The following is a 20,030-nucleotide window of genomic DNA, read 5'->3' as shown; positions in this document are numbered from 1 at the left end:
GTCCGATGCTCCCCTCATGGCCGGCGCACCGCTGACTGCGAAAAGCCGGCTCGGTGCCAAGGACGACGTCGGCCCGTCCTGGATCTCGTAGCCGCTCATCCAGGGTCAGGTGCACACAGGCATGCCGATCCGTTCGTCGCGCCGCCGCAGCCATGCCATGACTGGGATGCTCAAGAGCACCATCCAGACCTTTCCGATGATCTGCGGCAGCAGAAACTCGAGGCTCCCGAAGGCCAGGAACAGGAATACCGCGCTGTCGACGACCAAGCCGACGAGGCTGCTCGCGACAACCGCCAGGATCAGGCCACGCTGCTGCAACGGCGTGTAGACGCCCAGATCTGCCAACTCGGACAGAAGAAACGCTGCCGTCGAGGCGAGGATGAGCGCCGGAGGTGCAAAGACGACCGAGAGGATGCCTCCCACCCCGATGGCGGCCAGCGCCCAGTACCGACCCAGACGCCGCTGCACGAGGTCGCGCAACACCAGCGCCAGGCCTACCACCAGCACACCGCTGGGGGCAGCCAGGCCAGGGGCTACGGGGATCAGGCAAGGGCCTTCTGGAACGCAGACCGTTCCGACATGGCCGACGAGCCAGTTGGCGGCCGGGATGCAGGCGGTAAAGCCCGCAAGGACCGCCATTCCTTCAATTCTGCGGCGGAGATCAGGGGTCATGTTCGAATCGTCCCAATATTCTGTGATGATCGTCAGCCGAACTTAGGAAGGCTGTTTGGCCTGGTGCTCGCGGCAGGCTTCGATCCAGTAGTCAGGGTCGTCGTACAGAGTAGGATCCGCTACGCCTGCGAGGTGAAAGGCCTCGCGCCGCTCGACACAGGTGCCGCAACGTCCGCAATGCTGCTCACTACCCTGGTAGCAGGACCAGGTCTCGGCAAATGGGACGCCCAGCCTTGCGCCGTCGCGCACGATGTCAGCTTTGCTCCGCCGGACGAAGGGTGCGTAGAGGGCGATGCTCGCCAGCCCTTCCAGCGCGTGATGCTGCATGGTCTCGAACGCCTCGATGAAGTCGGGACGGCAGTCCGGGTAGATGAAATGATCGCCGCCATGCACGGCAGCCGCCACTGCGTCGGCCTGCTCGGCGGCTGCGACGCCAAAGGCGATCGCCAGCATGATTGCGTTGCGATTGGGCACCACAGTGGCCCGCATGGTGTCTTCGGCATAGTGGCCCTCCGGTACCGCCTTCCCGCCGGTGAGAGCCGATCCGGTCAGGAGACGCCCAACGGCGGATATGTCGATGACGTCGTGGCGCACGCCCAGCCGCACGGCGCAGGCCTGTGCCGAGGCCAGCTCCTTCCTGTGGCGCTGCCCGTAATCGAAGGACACGAGGCGCGTGAGGGTTCGCTCCGCCGCAACCTTGTGCGCGAGCGTGACGGAGTCCAATCCGCCGGAACAGATGACGAGCGTTTTCACCGGAGCTCCTTGTTTTGACCGGGTAGGCTGCGACCGGATCGGCTCACGTGCCGATGAACGTTGAGCGAATGAAAGATCGCCTGGCCTCACCAGGCGCTCACCCCATCTGCGTCACGGCATAAGGACCAATGAGGGTGCACGTGTCAACAAGAATAGATTCCGCCACAGTCACCTTAATCGGGTCAGCGTCTATCGGCTCGGAAAAGCACAGCGGACAGGGCTGAACGACACCGCGGCGCTTCTTGTGAAAACAGACGACCGACGTTGCAGTCTCACTTGGCGCGCCAATCCGGCGTGCGCTCCCGGCGGGCTTCGGACAGGGCGCGAAGGACGCCTTCGGCATCATGGTCAGTCCCATACACGGGCGTTCCGGGCTGCTGCCGCCAGGACTCGTCGAGTCCTCCGGCATCGACGCCGTCAAACCCGAGTTCGTCGACGAGTTGAAGCACGACGGCCTTGGCCTTGGAATCGTCCCCCGCGACCGGCAGCGCAATACGGCCGGGGGCGCCTCGCGGCTGACCGCGCTCGAGCAGATGTCGGGCATAGATATTGTTGAAAGCCTTGATCACCGGCCGTCCCAATTGCCGCTCGACCCAGCGGCTTTCGGGCATGCCATTCTCGATCTCCTCGATGCGACCATCGCGCTGCTGCGGATAGTAGTTGCCGGTGTCGACGACGACAGCGTCAGGGCCGACGCCGTCGAACAACCCCTTCGGCAGATCGGGGATGCTCTTTTCCGGGATCGTGACGACGATGAGATCCTTGTCACGGACGGCCTCCGCGACCGAGACGGCCTTGGCGCCGGTCTCCCGCACCAAGGAGGCGAGCGTCTGAGGTCCGCGGGAGTTCGCCACGGAGACTTCGTGCCCGAGCATGGTGAAGCGACGGGTCAAGTTGCCGCCGATGTTGCCTGCGCCGATGATGCCGATCTTCATGTCTGCCTCCCTTGGACTGCGGTTCTGCGACATGTGCGGGGTCGCGCGAAGGCGAACTTGCACTGTCCGGCGAACGTCGCAGACCCGATTTAGAGCGAAATCCTACACTGAACATCGTTCTGGATGATAAAGCCAACGCTCTGAACCCACGTCCAGGAAACCACCACCCTTCGCAAGGTGCGCTGATTCGACGTGAACGGCTCCACGGCTTTGGTTCCCGCATTCAGCTTGCTTTCCGGAAGCGCTTCGACATCCGGAATCCTCAGAACTCCAGGCAGATCTTGCCAAAGTGGGCTCCCGATTCCTCATACCGGAATGCTTCGGCCATGACGGCAAGAGCAAAGCTGCGATCGATGACAGGCCGCAGCTCCGTCGCCTCGATGGCTCTCACGAAGTCCATCTGCTGGCTTCGGTTGCCGACGATGAGGCCGTGGAGCCGCGCTTGCTTTGCCATCAGGGCTCCGGTCGGGACCTCGCCTGCCCGACCAGTCAGCACGCCGATCAGCGAGATGTGTCCGCCGACCCGCACCGCGGCAATCGATTGCCCCAGCGTGCCCGGCCCGCCGACCTCGATCACATGATCCACGCCGCGCCCGCCGGTCCAGTCCCGGGCGCGGACGCCCCAATCCTGGTGCTGGCGGTAGTTGATCGTGTGATCGGCCCCGAGGGCCCGGACACGCTCCAGCTTTTCGTCCGAGGAAGAGGTGGCGACGACGGACGCCCCCATCAGCTTCGCCAGCTGAAGCGCAAAGATCGAGACCCCGCCAGTGCCCAACACCAGCACGACATCACCGGCCTTGAGGCCGCCGTTGACGATGAGAGCCCTCCAGGCGGTCAGCCCCGCTGTGGTGAGCGTCGCCGCTTCGGCGTGGCTAAAGCCTTTCGGTGCTCGGGTGAACCAGGTCGCCGGCCGCACCACCGCCTCCCGCGCATAGCCATCGACTCCATCACCGGGCACCATCGAGAAATCGCTCACCGCCGGTGGCCCCTCCAGCCAGCCCGGGAAAAAGCAGGAGACGACATGATCGCCCACGGCGAACTCGGTCAGCCCCTCGCCCACCGCCTCGACCACCCCGGCGCCGTCCGACATCGGAATACGCCCATCTTCCGTCGGCATCCGTCCGCTCACGACGCCATAATCGTGATAGTTGAGCGAACTTGCGTGAAGCCGAACCCGAATCTCACCTGGCCCGGGGCCGCCTGGTTCCGGCAGGTCGACGGGTTCGAGCCGATCCAATCCGCCGGGTGAACGCAGCGTCATTCCCTTCATTGGCAGCCTCCATCGCCATTCTGCAAATTGGAGTGATTGGAACGGGCATAGCCGCTGCCTCATGCTCCGGACGGGCAGTCGCGGATATGTTCAACGGCCGCCCCTCAGGAGAGGGTCGCAAGAGCATCTCGCGTGAAGTCGCGCAATTGCCCACTGCGGTTCTCGCGGATCTTCGTCGGCCATTGTGGATCGGACAGGATCGCCCGGCCAACCGCCACCAGATCGAAGTCGCCGCGCTCGAACCGGCGCAGCAGCTCATCCAGGGAGCTGGGATGCGAACTCTCGCCCTGGAAAGCAGCGATGAACTCGCCCGACAGGCCCACTGATCCGACCGTGATGGTCGCCTTGCCGGTCAGCTTCTTGGCCCAGCCGGCGAAGTTGAGGTCGGAGCCCTCGAACTCCGGCTGCCAGAAGCGCCGCTGCGAGCAATGGAAGATGTCCACCCCGGCCTCTGCGAGTGGGGTGAGCCAAGCCTCCATCTCCTCCGGTGTCTTGGCCAGCTTGACGGCGAAGTCCTGCTGCTTCCACTGCGACAGCCGCAGGATCACGACGAAGTCCTCGCCGACAGCCTCACGGACCGCCTTCACCACGTCAACGGCAAAGCGGCTGCGCTCCGGCAGGGTCGCTCCGCCCCATCCATCACTCCGCTTGTTCAGGCCGGCCCAGAGAAACTGATCGATCAGGTAACCATGAGCGCCATGGATTTCGACGGCATCGAAGCCCAACCGCTTGGCATCCTCTGCGGCGCGGCCGAAGGCGGCAACGGTCTCCGCGATATCGGCCTCGCTCATTTCGACACCGGTTCGCTCCCCGGGCATCACGAGCCCGGACGGCCCCTCGAACGGAACGGGAGGCTTCCAACCCGATGCGTGCGGGCGCATGACACCCATGTGCCAGATCTGCGGCGCCATGGCGCCTCCGGCCGCATGGACCTGGTCGATGACTCGCCTCCAGCCCTCCAGGGCCCGTTCCCCATGGAAATGCGGCACGTCGGGGTCGTTCGACGAGGCCGGTCGTTCGATCACCGTGCCCTCGGATACGATCAGCCCGACCTCCCCGGCCCGTCGGCCGTAATAGGCCGCAACGTCCGGTGTCGGGATTCCGTTCGGCGAGAACGACCGCGTCATGGGCGCCATGACGATCCGGTTCTTCAGCTTGAGGGATTTGAGGCTAAACGGTTGGAAGAGCGTTTGCACATCCATGGCAATCATCCAGTTTGCTGGGACAACAGGAACGCATCTGACACCGGGTGCGCTCGTTCAGGCCCCTCGGGTATCTGCCCGCGACAGAACGATTGTCCTCCGGCGTGGCCGGCCAAGTGGACGATCTTGCAAAGATGCATCCCCTTCCGGGTCAGCCTCGCGGCGCCACCCTGCTCGATGAGAACCATCCTATGGCGGCCCCCATCCTGCATCGTCCATTGAGCCTTCAGCGGCCACAGTCTCGTCGAGCTCGGAACGCCATTGGTTGGCGACCAATCGGCGGCCAGTCACCCCGTCGGCCTGGGTCGAGGCGAGCCACAGCAGCGGTGGAACGACGATCTCGGGATCAAGCAGGTGCGCACGCACGGCCTCGGAGACGCCACGGGGGATCATGCCGGTCAGCGTGGCGCCGCCCGGCAGCAGCGCATTGACGGTCACCCCCGTTCCGGCGAGATCCTGCGCCCAGATGAGGGTCTCGGATTCGAGCGCGGCTTTCGACGGACCATAGGGTGAGAAGCCCCGGCGGCGCATCGTCTCCTGGTTCATCGAGATGTTGATGATCCGGCCCCAGCCCGCCTGGAGCATGCTCGGCACGGCAGCTCGGGCCATCAGGAAGGGCCCGTTCACATTCGTATCGATCACCATGCGCCAGGTTTCGGGCGCAACCTCCCAGAACCGGGTCGGCTCCGTGAGGAACGCCTCGCTGACATACTTCATGCCCCGCCCGGCGTTGTTCACGAGAACATCCAGACGACCAAACCGCGCGAGAGTAGCCTCGGCCGTTCGAACACAGTCTTCCTCGCGGGTCACGTCAGCCGTGAGCGGATAGATCCTTTCCCCATAACCCATCCCTCGAGCTTCACCCGCCACCTGCTCAAGCTCCGCTTGCTCGCGCGCGGCGGTCGCAACAACGCTGGCGCCGGCGCGCAGGAGTCCAAGTACCATGGAGCGGCCGAGGCCGCGCCCGCCTCCGGTCACAAGGGCCACCTTGCCGGCCAGCCGCTCGGAGCCTGCGGTCATGAAGCCGATCCCGGCCGCGCGGGTGCCGATGCACGTTGAGCCGAGGCTTGGATCATTGGTCCCCTCTCCCTCCATTCGCCGATCGGTCGGGCCGTTGGCCGCCAACCAGCACGAGCCGGGATTTGTTCCCGAAGAGCCGTCCGTCGCCGCCGTGCTCCTGCTGCTCGATGAATCCTGCCGGAGGGGTTCAGATCCCTGTTCGACCTCTTGGCGCCGCACATGCCGGAAGGGCCCGCCTCGGGTGGTCTTCGCCTCATCGCCCGGTTGAGCGATGCTTCAGGTGAGGGCGTGAGGAGATCCGCCTTCGTAGGCCGCCTCCAGGATCGCGAGATAGTCGCCGGCATTTGCCGGTCGCGGGTTGGTGGCCGAAGAGTGATCCTTGGTCGCGCTTTCGGCAATGCCGGGGAGCGTGACGCGGGGGACGCCCATCGCCGCGAGGCTCGCCGGCATTGCGAGGCGGGCATTGAGATCACGGAAGAAATCGGCGAGATCCGCTCCGGGCTCGATCCCCAGGCGCCGGCGGAGAACGTCGTATTTGGGGCCGCAATTCCTCTCATTGAACGCGATGACAAAAGGCAGCAGGACGGCATTCAGCGTCCCGTGATGCAGTGAGACCTGTTTCAGGCCGCCGAGAGGATGAGAGAGGGCGTGAACGGCGCCGAGGCCCTTCTGGAAGGTCAACCCTCCCTCCAGCGCAGCCATCATCATCTCGTGCCTGGCCGCCGCATCGTCACCGTGGGTCACCGCCCGTTCGATGTTCTTGACGGCGCGCTCGAGGCCATCCAGGGCAATGGCTTCCGCCGGAGGATTGAAGCGCGGGCTCAGGAAGGTCTCGACGCAATGCGTGATTGCGTCCATGCCCGTTGCCGCTGTGAGACCCGGGGGAAGCCCCAATGTCAGCTCGGGATCGCAGATCGCCCGCCGAGGGATGAGATGGGGAGAGATGAATCCGAGCTTGCGCCCATCCTCCAGGGTGATCAGAGCCGCCCGTCCCACCTCGCTGCCGGTGCCCGCCGTGGTCGGGATGGCGATCAAAGGCGCGACCGCTGCCGTGATCTTCGGGATCCCACCGAGAATCGCGGCATAGCCCTCCAGAGGGCCGCCATGGGTGGAAAGCAGCGCGACCCCCTTGGCCAGATCGATCGGCGAGCCGCCGCCGATGGCGATCAATCCATCGCACCCGCCGGAGCGGTAGAGATCGAGCGCAGCGAGAACCGCCCCCTCGGTCGGATTTGTCGGTGTTCCCGTGAAGGCCGGCACGTCGGAGCCGTTCGGAAGCACATTCCTGAGGCGATCAATCAGGCCGGCCCGCTCAAGACCGGCATCGGCGATGATCAGCGGGTTGCTGATATTCAGATCCCGCAGATCGTCGCCGAGCCCAGCGATGGCCCCGGGCGCAAAGCGAATGGTCGTCAGATAGGTAATCAGTGACATTCCGTTTCTCCTGACCTAGACACGCGCGATGCGCTTGGGTCGCCGATCGTCGCTTCGACAGGAAGCCCGGGCAACCATCGACACGACTGCACGAACCTCGGCGATTTCGGCATCTCAAGCAATGGCCAACCTGTCACCGTCTCCGGGAAACGTCTTCCGCGGCTGTCCTACATTGCTGAGAAACGGCTTGCGGCGGCACAAGCACGTTTCGGGGGCTCTCGATTCAACATCCGCCGATGTTCACATAGCCGGGATCTCACATCGGCGACTCAAGATCGACGAGACTTCCGCGTCAAACCTCCAATCGGCCGTCGCCCCGGAAAGACCAGGCATTCGACCTCGACGGCGCGGGTGGACCATGCCACAACGCTCGGCGCCGCCCCATTATCGAATGAATTGGTCAATATAGTCAGCTCCCAGGCCATTCGTTGCATAATGATTGCGGCATTTCTCGATCCGAGTGAACACATCGTCGAACCCAGTGGCCTGGCCATCTGGATCGACATAGATCATTGCCCCGTTGACCTGAAAAAGAGTGATCATTTCATCCACATGGGGATCAACGACAAGCGTATGCGTCTCTCCCGGTGCCTCGTAGGCATAGGATCCCTCTTTGGCGATCCAGTCGTGCTCCAGGTAGCGCCATTCTCCCTTCAGCACGAAGGCATGAACCGGCTGAGGATGCCGATGGCGCGAAAGCACGCCGGACTTCCTCACACGCAACAGGTTCATCCAATAGCCGCGTGATGCAGCGAGCAGCAGGGGTCGGAACCACACGTTCTCCTCGACCGGGACCCATATCCGCTCATCTGTCGGGATGGCGTTCGGAACCACGAGTTCCGGCGGAGAATCCTTCGGCTGGGAATGCTTGTAGGGAATCCATTTGTCGCTGTTTGGAGTGACTTCGGGCTCTGACATTCCATATGCTCCTGCGAGATGCGATATCATCAAACGGTGAGATAGCCGCCGTCGACTGCCAGAATCGCCCCCGTCACGAAGCACGCGGCAGGCGAGCCGAGGAAGACTACGCAACTGGCGACCTCGTCGGGAAGTCCCCATCGGTTCATCGGCGTCCGGGCCAGGATGGCACGGTTGCGCTCCGGATCGGCCTGAAGATCCTTGGTCAGTGGCGTTGCAATCCAACCGGGCGCGACGGCGTTCACCCGAATCCCGTCCGATGCCCAGGCAGCAGCCAAGCTTTTCGTCAGCTGGCCGATTCCACCCTTCGAGGCACTGTAGGCGGGCACTCTCGCTCCTCCGAAGAAGCTGAGCATGGACGCGACGTTGACGACGGCTCCCCTGCTGTGGCGCAGCTTTGCTCTCGCGGCCGAACAGACGCGCATCGCCCCATTCAGGTTGATATCGACGACGTCTGCGAAGACATCCGGGTCGTGTTCGATGTCACGGCGGATCACCCCGGCCGCGTTCACCAGCACATGCAGATGCTCCATCCGCTCGAGCAGGTCTATGATCGCGGGACCGTTCCGCACGTCGAGAACCTCGAACACCAGACCGGCATTCTGGGCATCATCCGAAGCCCGGTCGCGCTCGGATGGGGTCGCTCCGGTCGCGACGACCTCGGCCCCGAGGTTCCGGAAGGCCCTCGCGCAAGCAAGCCCGATCCCACTCGTTCCTCCCGTGACCAGGACGGTCCGGCCTTCATAGAGCCGAGGTGCGAACGTATCCATTGTCATCACAGCCTCCGCTGTCGAAAGAGAATCCGCCAGAACAGGCTGACGGGGTGGGAGGTCTCGTCGTCGGGCATCACACGGCCGTTGGGCAGGTCGTCCCCGACGTGGCGGCGCCCGGCCCGAAAGTATGCAGGACCTTCTGCCCAGAAGCATCCCTCGTCGGAATTCTCAAGCCGGGAGGTCGGATCAACGAGCCGTCGGAAACGCTCATCCAGCGTCACAGGCGCATGGCCGGCCATCGTCGCCATCCGCTTGCAAACGGCCTCACGACACGCCGTCGTGGCCAGGACAGGCATCCGACCCGGCGTGAAAGACCGGCAACGCTCATGTACGGGCAGATCCATTCTGGGCGTTGCGCCACGCGATATATTCCTCCTGCACCTCTTCCGTCAGCGGATAATATTTCTGCAGATCGCCACCCTGCGAGAGGCGATAGCGGGCGAACTCCTCCCATTCAGCATGTTCGCTCGCCACCTCGATGAGCTTCGGCGCAAGCGCGACCGGAACGACCACGACACCGTCGTCATCGGCAACGACGATATCTCCCGGCATGACCAGAACGTTGCCGCAGGCGATCGGAACATTGACCGCGAATGGGATCAGGTTCGTCTGGGCATGATAATTCGGCGTCACGCCTTTCACCCAGATTCCAAGATCCAGTTCCTTGGCCTTGGCCGAGTCCCGGATGCAGCCGTCGACCACCACGCCGGCCCCGCCTCTGCCGGCGAAGAAGGTCAGCATCATCTCCCCGAAAATGCCGCTGGCCATATCCCCGCGCGCGTCGACGATCACCATGTCACCCGCTCGGGCCGGATAGAGCACGTGCCTGTGCAGCTGCAGCTCGGGATTTTCGTATTCGTTGGTACCGTAGAGGTCCTCGCGCTTCGGCATGCACTGCAAGGTCAGCGCAGGTCCGGCGACTGACCTCCCCTGCTTGAGCGGCAGCGGACCACGGATCTGCGGGTCGCGAATGCCCATGAGGCTGAGCTCGCTACTCGCAGTGGCCGTTCCGATCTGCGCCAGCGCGTCCGAGAGTTCGCGCGGAGGCCGCGCGATGTCTTTGATCTGAGGGATAGGTTGCACTCTGAAATCCTCATGTTGAGAAGGGATTGACAATGAGCTCATGGCCGTTCATGAGGCCCGCCTTCCCGCCAAACGCGCGGTCCGCTGGGCGGCTTGCCTGTCGAAGATCATGGATGCGTTCCAGACGTGGCGCGAAGGCAACGCGCCCCACGGCAGCGGCAGGATGCCGCCACGGAACAGTGCCGCGACCTTCTGCACGTTGCTGATGGATGCTCTATCCATGATGTCCTATCTCGACCTGGCTGGACATCAGTCGTCCCACCGTGGCGATTTGGCCGGATTGATCCGCCGCTCGCCGCGGTTGAGAGCCCGGATAAGCCCCATCTCTTCGTCGGAGAGGCGCACTTCGAGGGATCGCATGTTCTCACGCAGGTTGACGGCATTGGACGAGGCCGGAATGACGGCATGGCCCTCCTCCATCAGGAAAGCGAGGGCGACCGCAGCCGCAGTCACCCCATGACGCTCTCCAATGCCGGCCAGGACGGGATCGGATCCTACATCCCCTTGTGCGAGAGGCTGGTATGCCGTGAGAGGAAGGCCGATCGAGCGCGCATAGTTCGAGAGCCGCGGCGCCTGCAGATAGGGATGAATTTCCACCTGGTTGGTGACAACTGCCCCGTCTCCGAGAAGTGCCCGTGTCTGTTCCAGCATCGCGATCGGAAAGTTCGAGATGCCGATGAAGCGGGAATGGCCGAGATCCTGTGCCCGCTTGAGCTCCGTCATGTAGTCTTCGAAGGGCACCGCATTGTTCTGGGATGGCCAGTGGATGAGGAGCAGATCGACATGGCCGAGTCCGAGGGCCTCCAGGCTCGCTTCGACACTCGGCATGAAGCTCGCCCTGTCGAGCTTCGTATCGGCGACCTTCGTCGTGATGAAGACCTCCTCCCTGGGAAGTCCGGACCGGCGAAGGGCTTCACCGACAGGTCGCTCGGTATCGTAGCTCTGGGCCGTGTCGATATGCCTGTAGCCGATCTCGAGGGCCGCCAGGATGCTTGCCATCCCGGCATCTCCGGTTCTCCCGTACGTGCCGAGACCAATGGCCGGGATCATGTTGGCGATGCTTGTCATGGATGGCTCCTCAGCCTTTGGTGGCGCCGGCGGTCAGGCCGCCTACGAACAGGCGCTGCATCGACAGGAACAAGAGTGCGATCGGCAGGGTCATGATCACGGATGCCGCCATGACCGCACCCCAATCCGTGTTGAACTCCGTCGAGAACTCCGCCAGCCCGATAGGAAGCGTCTTGACCGATGAATCGCTGGCGAAGCACAGCGCGAAGATGAACTCGTTCCAGGTTGTCACGAAGGAGTACACCACCACGGCCACGATCCCGGGCTTCGAGAGGGGAAGCGTGATCCGGAACAGTACGCCCACGCGGGAGGCGCCGTCGATGATTGCTGCCTCGTCGAGCTCGACCGGAATCGCCTTGAAGTAGCTGGTCAGCATCCACACCGAGAGGGGCAGCGTGATGATCATGTAGACCAGGATCAGCCCGAAATAGGTGTTCACCAATCCCAGCACGCGCAGCGTCACGAACAGCGGCACGATGATAGCCGCGGTGGGCAGCAGCTGACCCACGAGCACGAAGGCCTGGAAGAGCGGCTTGCCCTTGAAGTTGAACCGCGCGAAGCCATAGGACGCGAACACAGCCAGGCACAGCGCCAGCCCGGTCGCTCCGACCGAGATGATCACGCTGTTGAGGAAATAGCGGGGAATGTTCGATTCGAAGAGAACCTTGTGGTAGTTGCCCCAGGTAGGCGCCGCGGGCCACCAGATCGGTGGAACGGTATAGAGCTCGCGCAGGGTCTTTATTGACGAGAGGCTCATCCACCAGAAGGGGAAAAGGCATATCGCCACCAGCAGAATGCAGCCGATGACGATGAACGGCGTGCCAAGACCGGTGCGATCCGACCTGCCGGCCTGCTTGGCGGATGACGGGGTGTTTTCCGCTGCGGCGGCCTGCTTGGGCGGCAGCACGTGAGCATTCGTGGTCATCGCGCCTCTCCCGGAGCTGCGGCAAGTGCCTTGATGTAGAAAAACACGATCAGGATCGCGACGGCGAAGAACATCACGGACAACGCCGCGGCTTGGTTGAACTGCACGTTCTCGAAGGCGATGCGGAAGATCTGAATCGGCGTGATCAAGGTGCTGTTGGCCGGACCGCCCCGCGTGATGGCATAGATGATGGTGATGGAGTTGAGACCCCAGATGACCAGAAGCAGAGTCACGGCGACCAGGACCGGCTGCACCTGCGGCAGCATGATGTGGCGCACCTCCTCCCAAAAGTTGGCGCCGTCGACCCGAGCGGCTTCATAGAGCTCCTTGGGAATGGATTGCAGGCCGGCCAGCACCATCACGGCGACGAAGGGGAAAAGCTTCCAGACATTGATGGCGATGAGCACCGGCATGACGGTGTCGCGGTTGGTGAGCCAGCCGATGGGCTGCTCGATCAGACCGGGCGCGGTCATCATGTAGTTGATGATGCCGAACTCGGTGTGGAACATCCACGCAAATGTGGTGGCCGCGACAATGCTGGGGATGACCCAGGGAATGAGCGCTATGGAGCGCACGACGGAGCGGCCGGGAAAGCTCTGATTGAGCAGGATCGCGGTTGCGGTCCCGAGCAGGACTTGAAAGACGATCGAGCCGCCGACCCAATACAGAGTGTTCCAGAAAGCCTGGGGCGTCGCGCGGGAGCGGAGCACGGTGGCGAAATTCTTGACCCCGACGAAATTGGATTGGCTGTCAGTGACGCTGAGCAGACCCGTGTAGGCAACTGGATAAGCAATCAGCATCGCCAGGACCACCAACGCAGGCAGAATGAACCAGTAGCCTGTCGATTGACGAGACATGAGACCGTCCTCGAATGGAAGGGGGCTTCAGCGGCACGCGCCGCTGAAGCCTGGAACTCGGGCTCGCGAGACCTACTCGTCGAGCAGGGACTGGATATCGTCGGCCGCGTTGTCCATGGCCTCCTGCGGCTCTTCCTTGCCGAGCATGATGGCCTGGACGCTGTTGAAGTAGGCCTGGGTGATCTGGACCCAGTTCTTGTGGCTTGGGGCAGGCCGTCCATATGGCAGCATTGCCTTGTAGCCTGCCAGGATCGGTTCATCGAAACGAGGAAGCTTCATCGACGAGACGCGCGCCGGGAACGTATCGGTGAAGTAACCCTGATTCTCCGCCGTGTTCAGGAACTGGATGAACTTCTTTGCCTCTGCCGGATTCTTCGCACTCTTCGGGACGATGAAGCTCCAGCCCCCCAGAATGGCCGCGGTATTCTTACCTTGCGGATGGGGAATTTGCATCACGCCGATGTCGATCTTCGGATTTTCCTTCTGGATCGAAGCCAGGTCGAACTGACCCGCCTGGTACATCGATACCTTTTCGGCGATGAACAGGCGCCGGTTGGCAATGCCGTCATTCTCCAGCGTCGATGTCGGAGAAATCTTCTTCTTGTAGAAGTCCGTATAGAACTTCACCGCTTCCACAGCCTCGGGCTTGTTGACGAGAGCCGTCTTGGCATCCTTCGAGATGATGTCTCCGCCGTTCATCCAGATGAAGGGCAGCGACCGGAAGATCGTGTTGCCCACCTCACCGCCACCCGTGATCGCGAAGCCGAACCGTCCTTCGCGGGTCAGAGTGGTTGCGGATTTCACGAACTCGTCCCAGGTCTGTGGCGGCTTCTCAGGATCGAGCCCTGCCTCCTTGAAGTGGCCTTTGTTGTAAATCACCGCAAGGGTTTCGATGCGGTACGGGATCGCCCAGAGCTTCCCATTCCAGGTGACGTAGTCGAGCGCGGCGGGAACATAGTCACCTCGGTCCTGCAGCGTATCGTCGAGGGGAATGACGAGGTTGTTCTGGGCATAGCCGTTCACCCATCCGTGCTGCACCTCGATGACATCCGGCGCAGCACCGGATTGCAACGTGGTCAGGACACGCTGCGGCAAGCCATCGGACGTCGTCACCTCGATCTTGATCTTGGTGTCCGGGTTCGCCTTCATGAATTTGTCGGCCAAGTCGCGGGCCCGTGCCTCGCCCCAATTGGGCGTCCACCAAACCACGTCACCGGCAAGGCAGCTCCCGGCCGACAGCGCCAGCATGGAGACGGCCAGGAAACCAACGGACACTTTTGATGTCTTCATCTTCTCTCCTCCCTGAAGGAACCGGCCTTGCGTCATTGCGCGGATGCGCGCCGGGTATTCCAGCTGATTGGCTTCTCTATTGGTTCATATTTGAACAAGGCCAATTCAAATTAACTCAAGTTATGGTCCAAGTGAGATGGATGTCAACCGTTTATCCTGCGCGACTTCATCGCCGGGGCATTCGCGTTCGCGATTACTTCCGATCACCATGATCCCGGCTTTTCCGGCTCTGACCCGGTGAGTAGGCGCGGCCCTCCGCCCGCCCGTCATCGAACGTATCGACGATCCGTCCTTTGCACAGGGTCAGCGTGCACGCGAGTGTGGCTGGCGCTTCCCTGCCGACGCCGAGCGAGTCATGGAGTTGAACGGGATCATGGCGGACGTGGAACACGGCCAGATCCGCCTCCCCTCCAAGCTCGGCCCGGCCGAGATCCGGCCGCCCGAGAACGTCGGCTGGAGAGCACGTCGTCAGCCTGATCACTTGCTCCAGGGAGAAGCCGAGCGACATGAATTTGGCCATCACGTGCGGAAGGTCTTTGACGACGCCGTCGATGTTGTGCGCGTGAATATCGGTGCTGATCGCATCGGGGAGCAGGCCCTGTTCGATGGCAGCCCGTGCAACCTCGAATGAGAAGCTCGCTCCGCCGTGCCCCACATCCATCTTGACGCCGCGAGAGAGCGCCTCGCGCACCGACGGCCGCAGGCGCATGCGCTCGTCGAGGACGCATCCACCGACGGACGGATTGTAGATATGGGTCAGAATATCGCCGGCCTTGAGATACGGAAGGACTTCGTCGATCGTCGGCGGAGCGGCCCCGATATGGATCATCAGCGGCACCTCGAGGATGTCCGCGGCCTCCCGCGCGAGCGGCAGCACGACAGGGCCGTTTGCGCCACAGGCGTTGTTGCTGGCTCGCAATTTGACGCCCGCGATGACGGATCCGTATTCCGCCTTGACGCGCCGCAGCTCGCGAAGGTCCGCGAACCGCCAATCGAACAGCTCGCCGACGTCGATGCTCAGGTTCCCGGCCGGAGTGAGTCCGATATACGAAAGGTTGATGAAGGGAATGATCCGCAGCCGGCTCGGCTTGATCACATGGTGAAAGAAGCCTTCGAAGGTTGCCGCCCCGCTGGAGCCGCAGTCGACCCACGTTGTCACGCCGCTCCGCGGGCCGACCTTGTCGGCTTTCACACCGAGCAGAGTGCCGCCCCAATAGGCATGGGTGTGCATATCGACCAGGCCCGGCACGACGAGAGCACCGGTCGCGTCGATCACGTGGTAACCGTCAGGGTCGATCTGGGGGGCAAGGCCTACGATCTTGCCATCCGCTATTGCGACATCCAGGATCCCGTCGCGCCCGGAAGAGGGATCGAGAAGGCGTCCATTCCTTATCAGCAACCTCTGACTCATCGCGGCCCTCGGAAGCTTACCGTTCCATCGACAGCCCAGACCTCTTCAAAACTCCCAGTCTCAGAACGTCTTTTCGCCGGTGGCTATTCCGCGGGTGTTGATGGTTCCATCGAACAGCGGCACATCGTGGTCTTCATAGGGAAACCGCGCGCACGCCTCCTCTATCAGCTCGACGCCAAGGCCCGGAGTCGTGGGCACGAGGATATGTCCAGACTCGAACCGCAGGGTCTCGCGCACCAACTCCTTACGCCATGGAACATCGACGGAAACCGTCTCGAAGACCGAGAAGTTCGGGATGGCGACAGACATGTGGAGCGTCATGGCATTCATCACGGGCCCCACGGGATTATGCGGCGCGACCGGGATCAGATGGCTATGCGCCAGATGCGCAAGCCGTTTCGTCTCGCCGAGACCGCCCGCATGGGAGACATCCGGCTGAAGGATGTCGACGGCCTTCTTGTTCAGGGCTTCGATGAAGCGGGAGGGCTCGAACCAGCGCTCGCCGGCTGCGATCGGAACCGGACTGCTGGCACGGACTTCCGCCAGCGCGTCGATGCTTTCAGGGGGCGTCGGCTCCTCGATCCAAGTCAGGTCGTAACGCTCGAGAGCCTTGCACATGGCGATGGCCGTGGGGACATTCAGCCGCCCATGAACGTCGAGCATGAGGTTGACATCGGGGCCAACGGCATCGCGCACCGCCTCCACGATCTCGATCGTCGTGCGGCGCTGCTGCCGGTCCATTTCCAGATCGGCAGCCCCGAAGGGGTCCCACTTCAGGGCCCGATATCCCATGGCGACGGCCTTGCGGGCATTGGCTGCATATTGCTCCGGGGTCTCGGATCCGAAGAACCAATGGTTCGCATAGCAGGCCACCCGATCGCGGAACTTGCCCCCAAGAAGCTCGAAGACCGGTACGCCGAGGGCTTTTCCCTTGATATCCAGCAGAGCCGCCTCGATCGCCCCCAGAGCCGTGCGGAAGACCGCGCCTGTGCGCCAGTAGCTGTCACGGTGGAGTTGCTCGACGATAGCATCCACCGCAAACGGGTCGCGCCCCACGAGCACGCGCTCCAGCTCCTCCAGAGCGGCGACGACGGTCTTGGTCTTCCACTCTAATGTGGCCTCCCCGATCCCCTCGATGCCTTCGTCGGTATAGAGCTTGACGAATACGAAGTTCGTGCGCGAGACATTGGCGACGAACACCTTCTGTGCCACGATTTTCATTCGGTTTCCTCCAGCTCGGCCCTTGGCGCGGCTCTTGAAGCAAGGCGGGCTTCATACGCTTTGGCTCAGGTCGGCCGGAGGCCGATCAGCATTTTATCGTTCTCGGCGTCTTACGCGCTCACAGGGTGGAGTTCGCCGATGGATGACGCGGACCTTGACCGGATCAGGCCCCCTTGAGCCGCGCGATGGCTGCCGCCTGCATGCTGTCAGGAGCCATCTGCATGAGCTCGATCCGATGTCCATCGGGATCCTCGATCCAGGCCTGCCAATTGCCGTCCGCTCCCAGCGTCTTGGGACGGATCAGCGGAACCCCGCTGGCCTCCAGCTCGCGCAGAGCCTGATCGATATCGGGAACGGACAGGCACATGTGGTTGTAGCCGACAGCTTCCCGTTCCGCCGCCCGTTCTCCCTCCCCTTCGGGGAAGACCTCGAGGAATTGATCGTCCGTGATCCTGAGATAGACGAGCCAGAGCCGTCCATCCCGGTCAAGCCGCATCATTTCCGAGAAGCCGAGCTTGTTCGTGTAGAAATCGAGGGTCCGCGCGGCATCCTTCACCCGGATGGCCACATGAGCGATCGACGAAACCGTCAGCATGGCAGCAGCATCCCGGCCACCGCGCCCCATGGACTGAGTTCAGAACGACTGCCCTGCTCCATCTTCGTCTCCTCCCGCGGCCTGTTGAAAGCGGCCGCTTATTCAAATATGAATTTTGACAGTTCAAATATGTATGGTACTGGTCGACTAAGACTTGTCAATAGCGGACTTGGACGATGATGGACGAGATGACGCAGGACGTAGAAAACAAACATACGATCCCTGCTATCGATCGGATGATGCAGGTCCTGGAAGCGCTTGAGCACAACAACGGCGCCGGCCTGACCATCCGGGAACTGGCCGACCTCCTCGATCTGCCGCGGACCGCCGTCTACCGGATTCTCAATACATTGCAGCGACACGATATGGTGTATCGCGACAAGGCGGGGGCTTACAGCCTCGGGCGGAGGCTTCTGGCTTTGGCCTCTCACGTCGCATCCCGCGCGAACGACTTCGATATCGCGGCGTTCAGCCAGCCCTTCCTGGAAAAGCTCTCAGCCGACCTCGGCGAAGGCGTCAAGCTCAGCGTCATCGATGATGAGGGCATCATCGTCGTGGCCGCTGCGCAAGGGCGGCGGGAATACGCCCTGACGGTCAAGCCCGGCCAGCGCATGCCGATCCATGCGAGTGCCGCGAGCAAGCTGCTGCTGTCGTACATGGAGCCGGAGAGGTTGAACCAATGGCTCGCCGAACCTCTCCCAGCCTACACCGGCAGGACGATCACCGATCCGAAGCGCCTGCGCGCCGAGTTCACGCGGATCAGGAGGCTCGGCTGGGCCCAGGACAAGGGAGAGAGCGCGCCGAGCATCTGCGCCTTCGCGGCTCCTGTCTTCTTCAAGGGAGGCAAGCTTGCCGCGGCTGTGAGCGTGCCGTTCCTGGCCGGTGCCGAGCCAAGCCGAATGGAGGAAATCCGCATCGCCGCCATCGAGACCGCTCGTGCCATGACGAATGCGATGCCAGCCTAGAGCATCGGACCCGAAAAGTGGACCCACTTTGGGGTCCGATGCTCCACTCTTTGAAGAGCGCATCGTTCGGGGCGGACCCAGCGGGCCGGAGAAGTAGATGAAAATCGTCGATCTCAAATGCGCCATCATCGGCAAGAGCCCTGTCGTTCGGATCGTCACGGACGAAGGCATATCGGGCTATGCCCAGGCAGAGACATGGAAGCATTACCTGAAGCCGCACATCCTCGCTCTGCGCGAGGCGCTGGTCGGTGAAGATCCCACTCTCGTCGAGCGGGTCATGCTCAAGATCAGGCAGCGCGGAGGGTTCAAGCCATGGGGAGCGGCGGTCAGCGCCGTCGAGATGGCCTTGTGGGACCTGGCAGGCAAGGCCGCAGGCCTGCCCGTTCACAAGCTGCTCGGCGGCAAGGTCCGCGACAAGGTGCGGGTCTACAACGGCTCCATCCGCTTCCCTCTCGCGGGCCACAGGCCGGAAGATTACGCCGACGACATGCGCAGGATGATGGCGCTCCCCGAGGGGTTCACCATCTTCAAGCAGCCCATCGGCTTTCACTCCCCGATGAAGCGGGAGGTGCCGAACTTCTATTACGGCGAGCCGAATGCCAGCCCATTCCACGGCGCTCTCGACCGTGGCCCTGTGACGGAGAAAGGGCTCCGTCACCTTGTGGACTGCGTCGCCGCCATGAAGGAGGTGGCGGGAAGCACTGTCGGCTTGGCGCTCGATTGCGGCCCCGGCTGGATGCTTGGCGACGCCATTCGACTTTCCCGCATGCTCGAGCCATTCAACCTCCTGTGGATCGAGGACGTGCTGTCGGGCGATTATACGCCCTGGGTGAATGCGGGCGTCTATCGTGAGCTGACCCGCGCCTCCGTCACCCCGATCCACACAGGGGAGCAGATCTACCTGCGGCAGAACTTCAAGGAACTCATCGAAACCCATGCGGTGCATGTGATCGGTCCGGATCCCGCCGATGTCGGGGGCATTGCCGAGCTGAAATGGATCGCTGAATTCGCCGACCTGCATGGCATCACGATCGCCCCTCATGGCACCGCAAACGGCCTGCTCGGTCTCGCGGCCCTGATCCAGGTGAGCGCCACGCTTCCCGGCAACTTCATTGCCTTTGAGTACACAACCGCGGATCCGCCATGGTGGAGCGAGATCGTGGAAGGGCTCCCCAGCCCTATCGTCCGAAACGGCATGATCGACGTTCCGGATCGGCCGGGCATGGGAGTCGAGCTCATCCCTGATCGGGCGAAGGAATACCTGACCGAAGACGACCGCGACTTTTTCTCATGAGCGTCTCAACGGCCATGGTGTCGCGGCACTTGAAGCCGAACCGCAACGAGGCTGGAGGTCCGATCCTGTGATGCGTCTATGGTCGCAATCCGAACGACAGGCGCTTGCCGGTCTGCTCGTCGAAGAGGTGGACGAGCCTGGGATCGGGGGTGACGCGGATCTGCTGGCCGGGCTGCGCGTCGACGCGCTCGCGGAACACGCCCACCACGTCGGCGCCGCCGAACTTGGCGAAGACCTGGGTCTCCGAGCCGGTCGGCTCGACCACCGCCACCTCGGCCGGCAGCCCGTTGGCATCGTCCAGGATGAAGTGCTCAGGCCGGATGCCGTAGATGATCGGCTGCCCG

The 20,030-nt window shown here is 62.8% G+C and carries 21 protein-coding genes; 2 read left to right on the top strand and 19 right to left on the bottom strand.

All coding sequences use genetic code 11. The features are described 5' to 3' along the window. Positions 1-105: 105 nt before the first annotated feature. The 18 genes from NF876_RS32865 to NF876_RS32780 form a co-directional block, all read right to left on the bottom strand. The gene (locus NF876_RS32865; RefSeq protein WP_262272351.1) at positions 106-672 is read right to left on the bottom strand and encodes a VUT family protein; all 567 of its coding nucleotides are present in this window, start codon (positions 670-672) and stop codon (positions 106-108) included. 42 nt (positions 673-714) lie between these two features. After that, positions 715-1,425: a 7-cyano-7-deazaguanine synthase QueC gene (queC, locus tag NF876_RS32860; protein WP_262272350.1), complete on the bottom strand. Its 711-nt coding sequence runs from the start codon at positions 1,423-1,425 to the stop codon at positions 715-717. A 272-nt stretch (positions 1,426-1,697) separates the two neighbouring features. After that, complete coding sequence (locus NF876_RS32855; protein ID WP_262272349.1) at positions 1,698-2,393, bottom strand: NADPH-dependent F420 reductase; 696 nt, start codon at positions 2,391-2,393, stop codon at positions 1,698-1,700. A gap of 229 nt (positions 2,394-2,622) precedes the next feature. Further along, positions 2,623-3,630, bottom strand: a complete 1,008-nt coding sequence (locus NF876_RS32850; protein ID WP_262272348.1) for a zinc-dependent alcohol dehydrogenase family protein — start codon at positions 3,628-3,630, stop codon at positions 2,623-2,625. Positions 3,631-3,734: 104 nt separating this feature from the next. Continuing rightward, positions 3,735-4,841, bottom strand: coding sequence for an NADH:flavin oxidoreductase (locus tag NF876_RS32845; RefSeq protein ID WP_373696755.1), 1,107 nt, complete (start codon positions 4,839-4,841; stop codon positions 3,735-3,737). A gap of 180 nt (positions 4,842-5,021) precedes the next feature. Further along, on the bottom strand, positions 5,022-5,852 hold the full coding sequence (locus tag NF876_RS32840) for an SDR family NAD(P)-dependent oxidoreductase (protein ID WP_262272346.1): 831 nt from the start codon (positions 5,850-5,852) through the stop codon (positions 5,022-5,024). Positions 5,853-6,128: 276 nt separating this feature from the next. Beyond that, positions 6,129-7,286: a 4-hydroxybutyrate dehydrogenase gene (gbd, locus tag NF876_RS32835; RefSeq protein ID WP_262272345.1), complete on the bottom strand. Its 1,158-nt coding sequence runs from the start codon at positions 7,284-7,286 to the stop codon at positions 6,129-6,131. A 384-nt stretch (positions 7,287-7,670) separates the two neighbouring features. Continuing rightward, the gene (locus tag NF876_RS32830; RefSeq protein ID WP_262272344.1) at positions 7,671-8,204 is read right to left on the bottom strand and encodes a 2,4'-dihydroxyacetophenone dioxygenase family protein; all 534 of its coding nucleotides are present in this window, start codon (positions 8,202-8,204) and stop codon (positions 7,671-7,673) included. A 29-nt stretch (positions 8,205-8,233) separates the two neighbouring features. Further along, entirely contained in the window at positions 8,234-8,980 is a 747-nt protein-coding gene (locus NF876_RS32825) for an SDR family NAD(P)-dependent oxidoreductase (protein ID WP_262272343.1), read from the bottom strand. 321 nt (positions 8,981-9,301) lie between these two features. Then, positions 9,302-10,051 carry an RraA family protein gene (locus tag NF876_RS32820; protein WP_262272357.1) on the bottom strand — a complete coding sequence of 250 codons (750 nt, stop codon included), beginning with the start codon at positions 10,049-10,051 and terminating at the stop codon, positions 9,302-9,304. Between the two features lie 57 nt (positions 10,052-10,108). Next, positions 10,109-10,282 (bottom strand): hypothetical protein, encoded by a 174-nt coding sequence (locus tag NF876_RS32815; protein ID WP_262272342.1) that lies wholly within the window; start codon positions 10,280-10,282, stop codon positions 10,109-10,111. A gap of 27 nt (positions 10,283-10,309) precedes the next feature. After that, positions 10,310-11,128 (bottom strand): aldo/keto reductase, encoded by an 819-nt coding sequence (locus NF876_RS32810; protein ID WP_262272341.1) that lies wholly within the window; start codon positions 11,126-11,128, stop codon positions 10,310-10,312. A gap of 10 nt (positions 11,129-11,138) precedes the next feature. Next, entirely contained in the window at positions 11,139-12,053 is a 915-nt protein-coding gene (locus tag NF876_RS32805) for a carbohydrate ABC transporter permease (protein ID WP_262272340.1), read from the bottom strand. Further along, a complete protein-coding gene (locus tag NF876_RS32800; RefSeq protein WP_262272339.1) occupies positions 12,050-12,910 on the bottom strand; it encodes a carbohydrate ABC transporter permease in 861 nt (286 codons plus the stop codon). Before NF876_RS32800 ends, NF876_RS32805 begins: the two co-directional genes overlap by 4 nt. Before the next feature lie 72 nt (positions 12,911-12,982). Continuing rightward, a complete protein-coding gene (locus NF876_RS32795; RefSeq protein WP_262272338.1) occupies positions 12,983-14,200 on the bottom strand; it encodes an ABC transporter substrate-binding protein in 1,218 nt (405 codons plus the stop codon). A 193-nt stretch (positions 14,201-14,393) separates the two neighbouring features. Beyond that, on the bottom strand, positions 14,394-15,611 hold the full coding sequence (locus NF876_RS32790; protein WP_262272337.1) for an amidohydrolase/deacetylase family metallohydrolase: 1,218 nt from the start codon (positions 15,609-15,611) through the stop codon (positions 14,394-14,396). Between the two features lie 60 nt (positions 15,612-15,671). Further along, complete coding sequence (locus NF876_RS32785; protein ID WP_262272336.1) at positions 15,672-16,832, bottom strand: mandelate racemase/muconate lactonizing enzyme family protein; 1,161 nt, start codon at positions 16,830-16,832, stop codon at positions 15,672-15,674. A gap of 163 nt (positions 16,833-16,995) precedes the next feature. Then, positions 16,996-17,427 carry a VOC family protein gene (locus NF876_RS32780; protein WP_262272335.1) on the bottom strand — a complete coding sequence of 144 codons (432 nt, stop codon included), beginning with the start codon at positions 17,425-17,427 and terminating at the stop codon, positions 16,996-16,998. Between the two features lie 188 nt (positions 17,428-17,615). On the opposite strand from NF876_RS32780, the gene NF876_RS32775 reads away from it, so the two are divergent. Then, entirely contained in the window at positions 17,616-18,392 is a 777-nt protein-coding gene (locus tag NF876_RS32775) for an IclR family transcriptional regulator (protein ID WP_262272334.1), read from the top strand. A gap of 97 nt (positions 18,393-18,489) precedes the next feature. Beyond that, positions 18,490-19,686 (top strand): mandelate racemase/muconate lactonizing enzyme family protein, encoded by a 1,197-nt coding sequence (locus NF876_RS32770; RefSeq protein ID WP_262272333.1) that lies wholly within the window; start codon positions 18,490-18,492, stop codon positions 19,684-19,686. 76 nt (positions 19,687-19,762) lie between these two features. Here NF876_RS32770 and NF876_RS32765 read toward each other — a convergent pair. Further along, the coding region (locus tag NF876_RS32765; RefSeq protein ID WP_262272332.1) for a TOBE domain-containing protein at positions 19,763-20,030 on the bottom strand (268 nt) is incomplete at its 5' end.

The sequence above is a fragment of the Microvirga yunnanensis genome, assembly GCF_025460875.1.
This window is presented reverse-complemented; position numbering and strand designations above follow the sequence as displayed.

What these genes read in the sequence shown, in the direction of transcription:
- NF876_RS32790 (WP_262272337.1), bottom strand. Translation starts at nt 15,611, where the DNA reads ATGAGTCAGAGGTTGCTGATAAGGAATGGACGCCTTCTCGATCCCTCT.
- NF876_RS32850 (WP_262272348.1), bottom strand. Translation starts at nt 3,630, where the DNA reads ATGAAGGGAATGACGCTGCGTTCACCCGGCGGATTGGATCGGCTCGAA.
- gbd (WP_262272345.1), bottom strand. Translation starts at nt 7,286, where the DNA reads ATGTCACTGATTACCTATCTGACGACCATTCGCTTTGCGCCCGGGGCC.
- NF876_RS32775 (WP_262272334.1), top strand. Translation starts at nt 17,616, where the DNA reads ATGACGCAGGACGTAGAAAACAAACATACGATCCCTGCTATCGATCGG.
- NF876_RS32805 (WP_262272340.1), bottom strand. Translation starts at nt 12,053, where the DNA reads ATGACCACGAATGCTCACGTGCTGCCGCCCAAGCAGGCCGCCGCAGCG.
- NF876_RS32770 (WP_262272333.1), top strand. Translation starts at nt 18,490, where the DNA reads ATGAAAATCGTCGATCTCAAATGCGCCATCATCGGCAAGAGCCCTGTC.
- NF876_RS32855 (WP_262272349.1), bottom strand. Translation starts at nt 2,393, where the DNA reads ATGTCGCAGAACCGCAGTCCAAGGGAGGCAGACATGAAGATCGGCATC.
- NF876_RS32795 (WP_262272338.1), bottom strand. Translation starts at nt 14,200, where the DNA reads ATGAAGACATCAAAAGTGTCCGTTGGTTTCCTGGCCGTCTCCATGCTG.
- NF876_RS32815 (WP_262272342.1), bottom strand. Translation starts at nt 10,282, where the DNA reads ATGGATAGAGCATCCATCAGCAACGTGCAGAAGGTCGCGGCACTGTTC.
- NF876_RS32780 (WP_262272335.1), bottom strand. Translation starts at nt 17,427, where the DNA reads ATGCTGACGGTTTCGTCGATCGCTCATGTGGCCATCCGGGTGAAGGAT.
- NF876_RS32785 (WP_262272336.1), bottom strand. Translation starts at nt 16,832, where the DNA reads ATGAAAATCGTGGCACAGAAGGTGTTCGTCGCCAATGTCTCGCGCACG.
- NF876_RS32865 (WP_262272351.1), bottom strand. Translation starts at nt 672, where the DNA reads ATGACCCCTGATCTCCGCCGCAGAATTGAAGGAATGGCGGTCCTTGCG.
- NF876_RS32845 (WP_373696755.1), bottom strand. Translation starts at nt 4,841, where the DNA reads ATGATTGCCATGGATGTGCAAACGCTCTTCCAACCGTTTAGCCTCAAA.
- NF876_RS32800 (WP_262272339.1), bottom strand. Translation starts at nt 12,910, where the DNA reads ATGTCTCGTCAATCGACAGGCTACTGGTTCATTCTGCCTGCGTTGGTG.
- NF876_RS32810 (WP_262272341.1), bottom strand. Translation starts at nt 11,128, where the DNA reads ATGACAAGCATCGCCAACATGATCCCGGCCATTGGTCTCGGCACGTAC.
- NF876_RS32825 (WP_262272343.1), bottom strand. Translation starts at nt 8,980, where the DNA reads ATGACAATGGATACGTTCGCACCTCGGCTCTATGAAGGCCGGACCGTC.
- NF876_RS32830 (WP_262272344.1), bottom strand. Translation starts at nt 8,204, where the DNA reads ATGTCAGAGCCCGAAGTCACTCCAAACAGCGACAAATGGATTCCCTAC.
- NF876_RS32840 (WP_262272346.1), bottom strand. Translation starts at nt 5,852, where the DNA reads ATGACCGCAGGCTCCGAGCGGCTGGCCGGCAAGGTGGCCCTTGTGACC.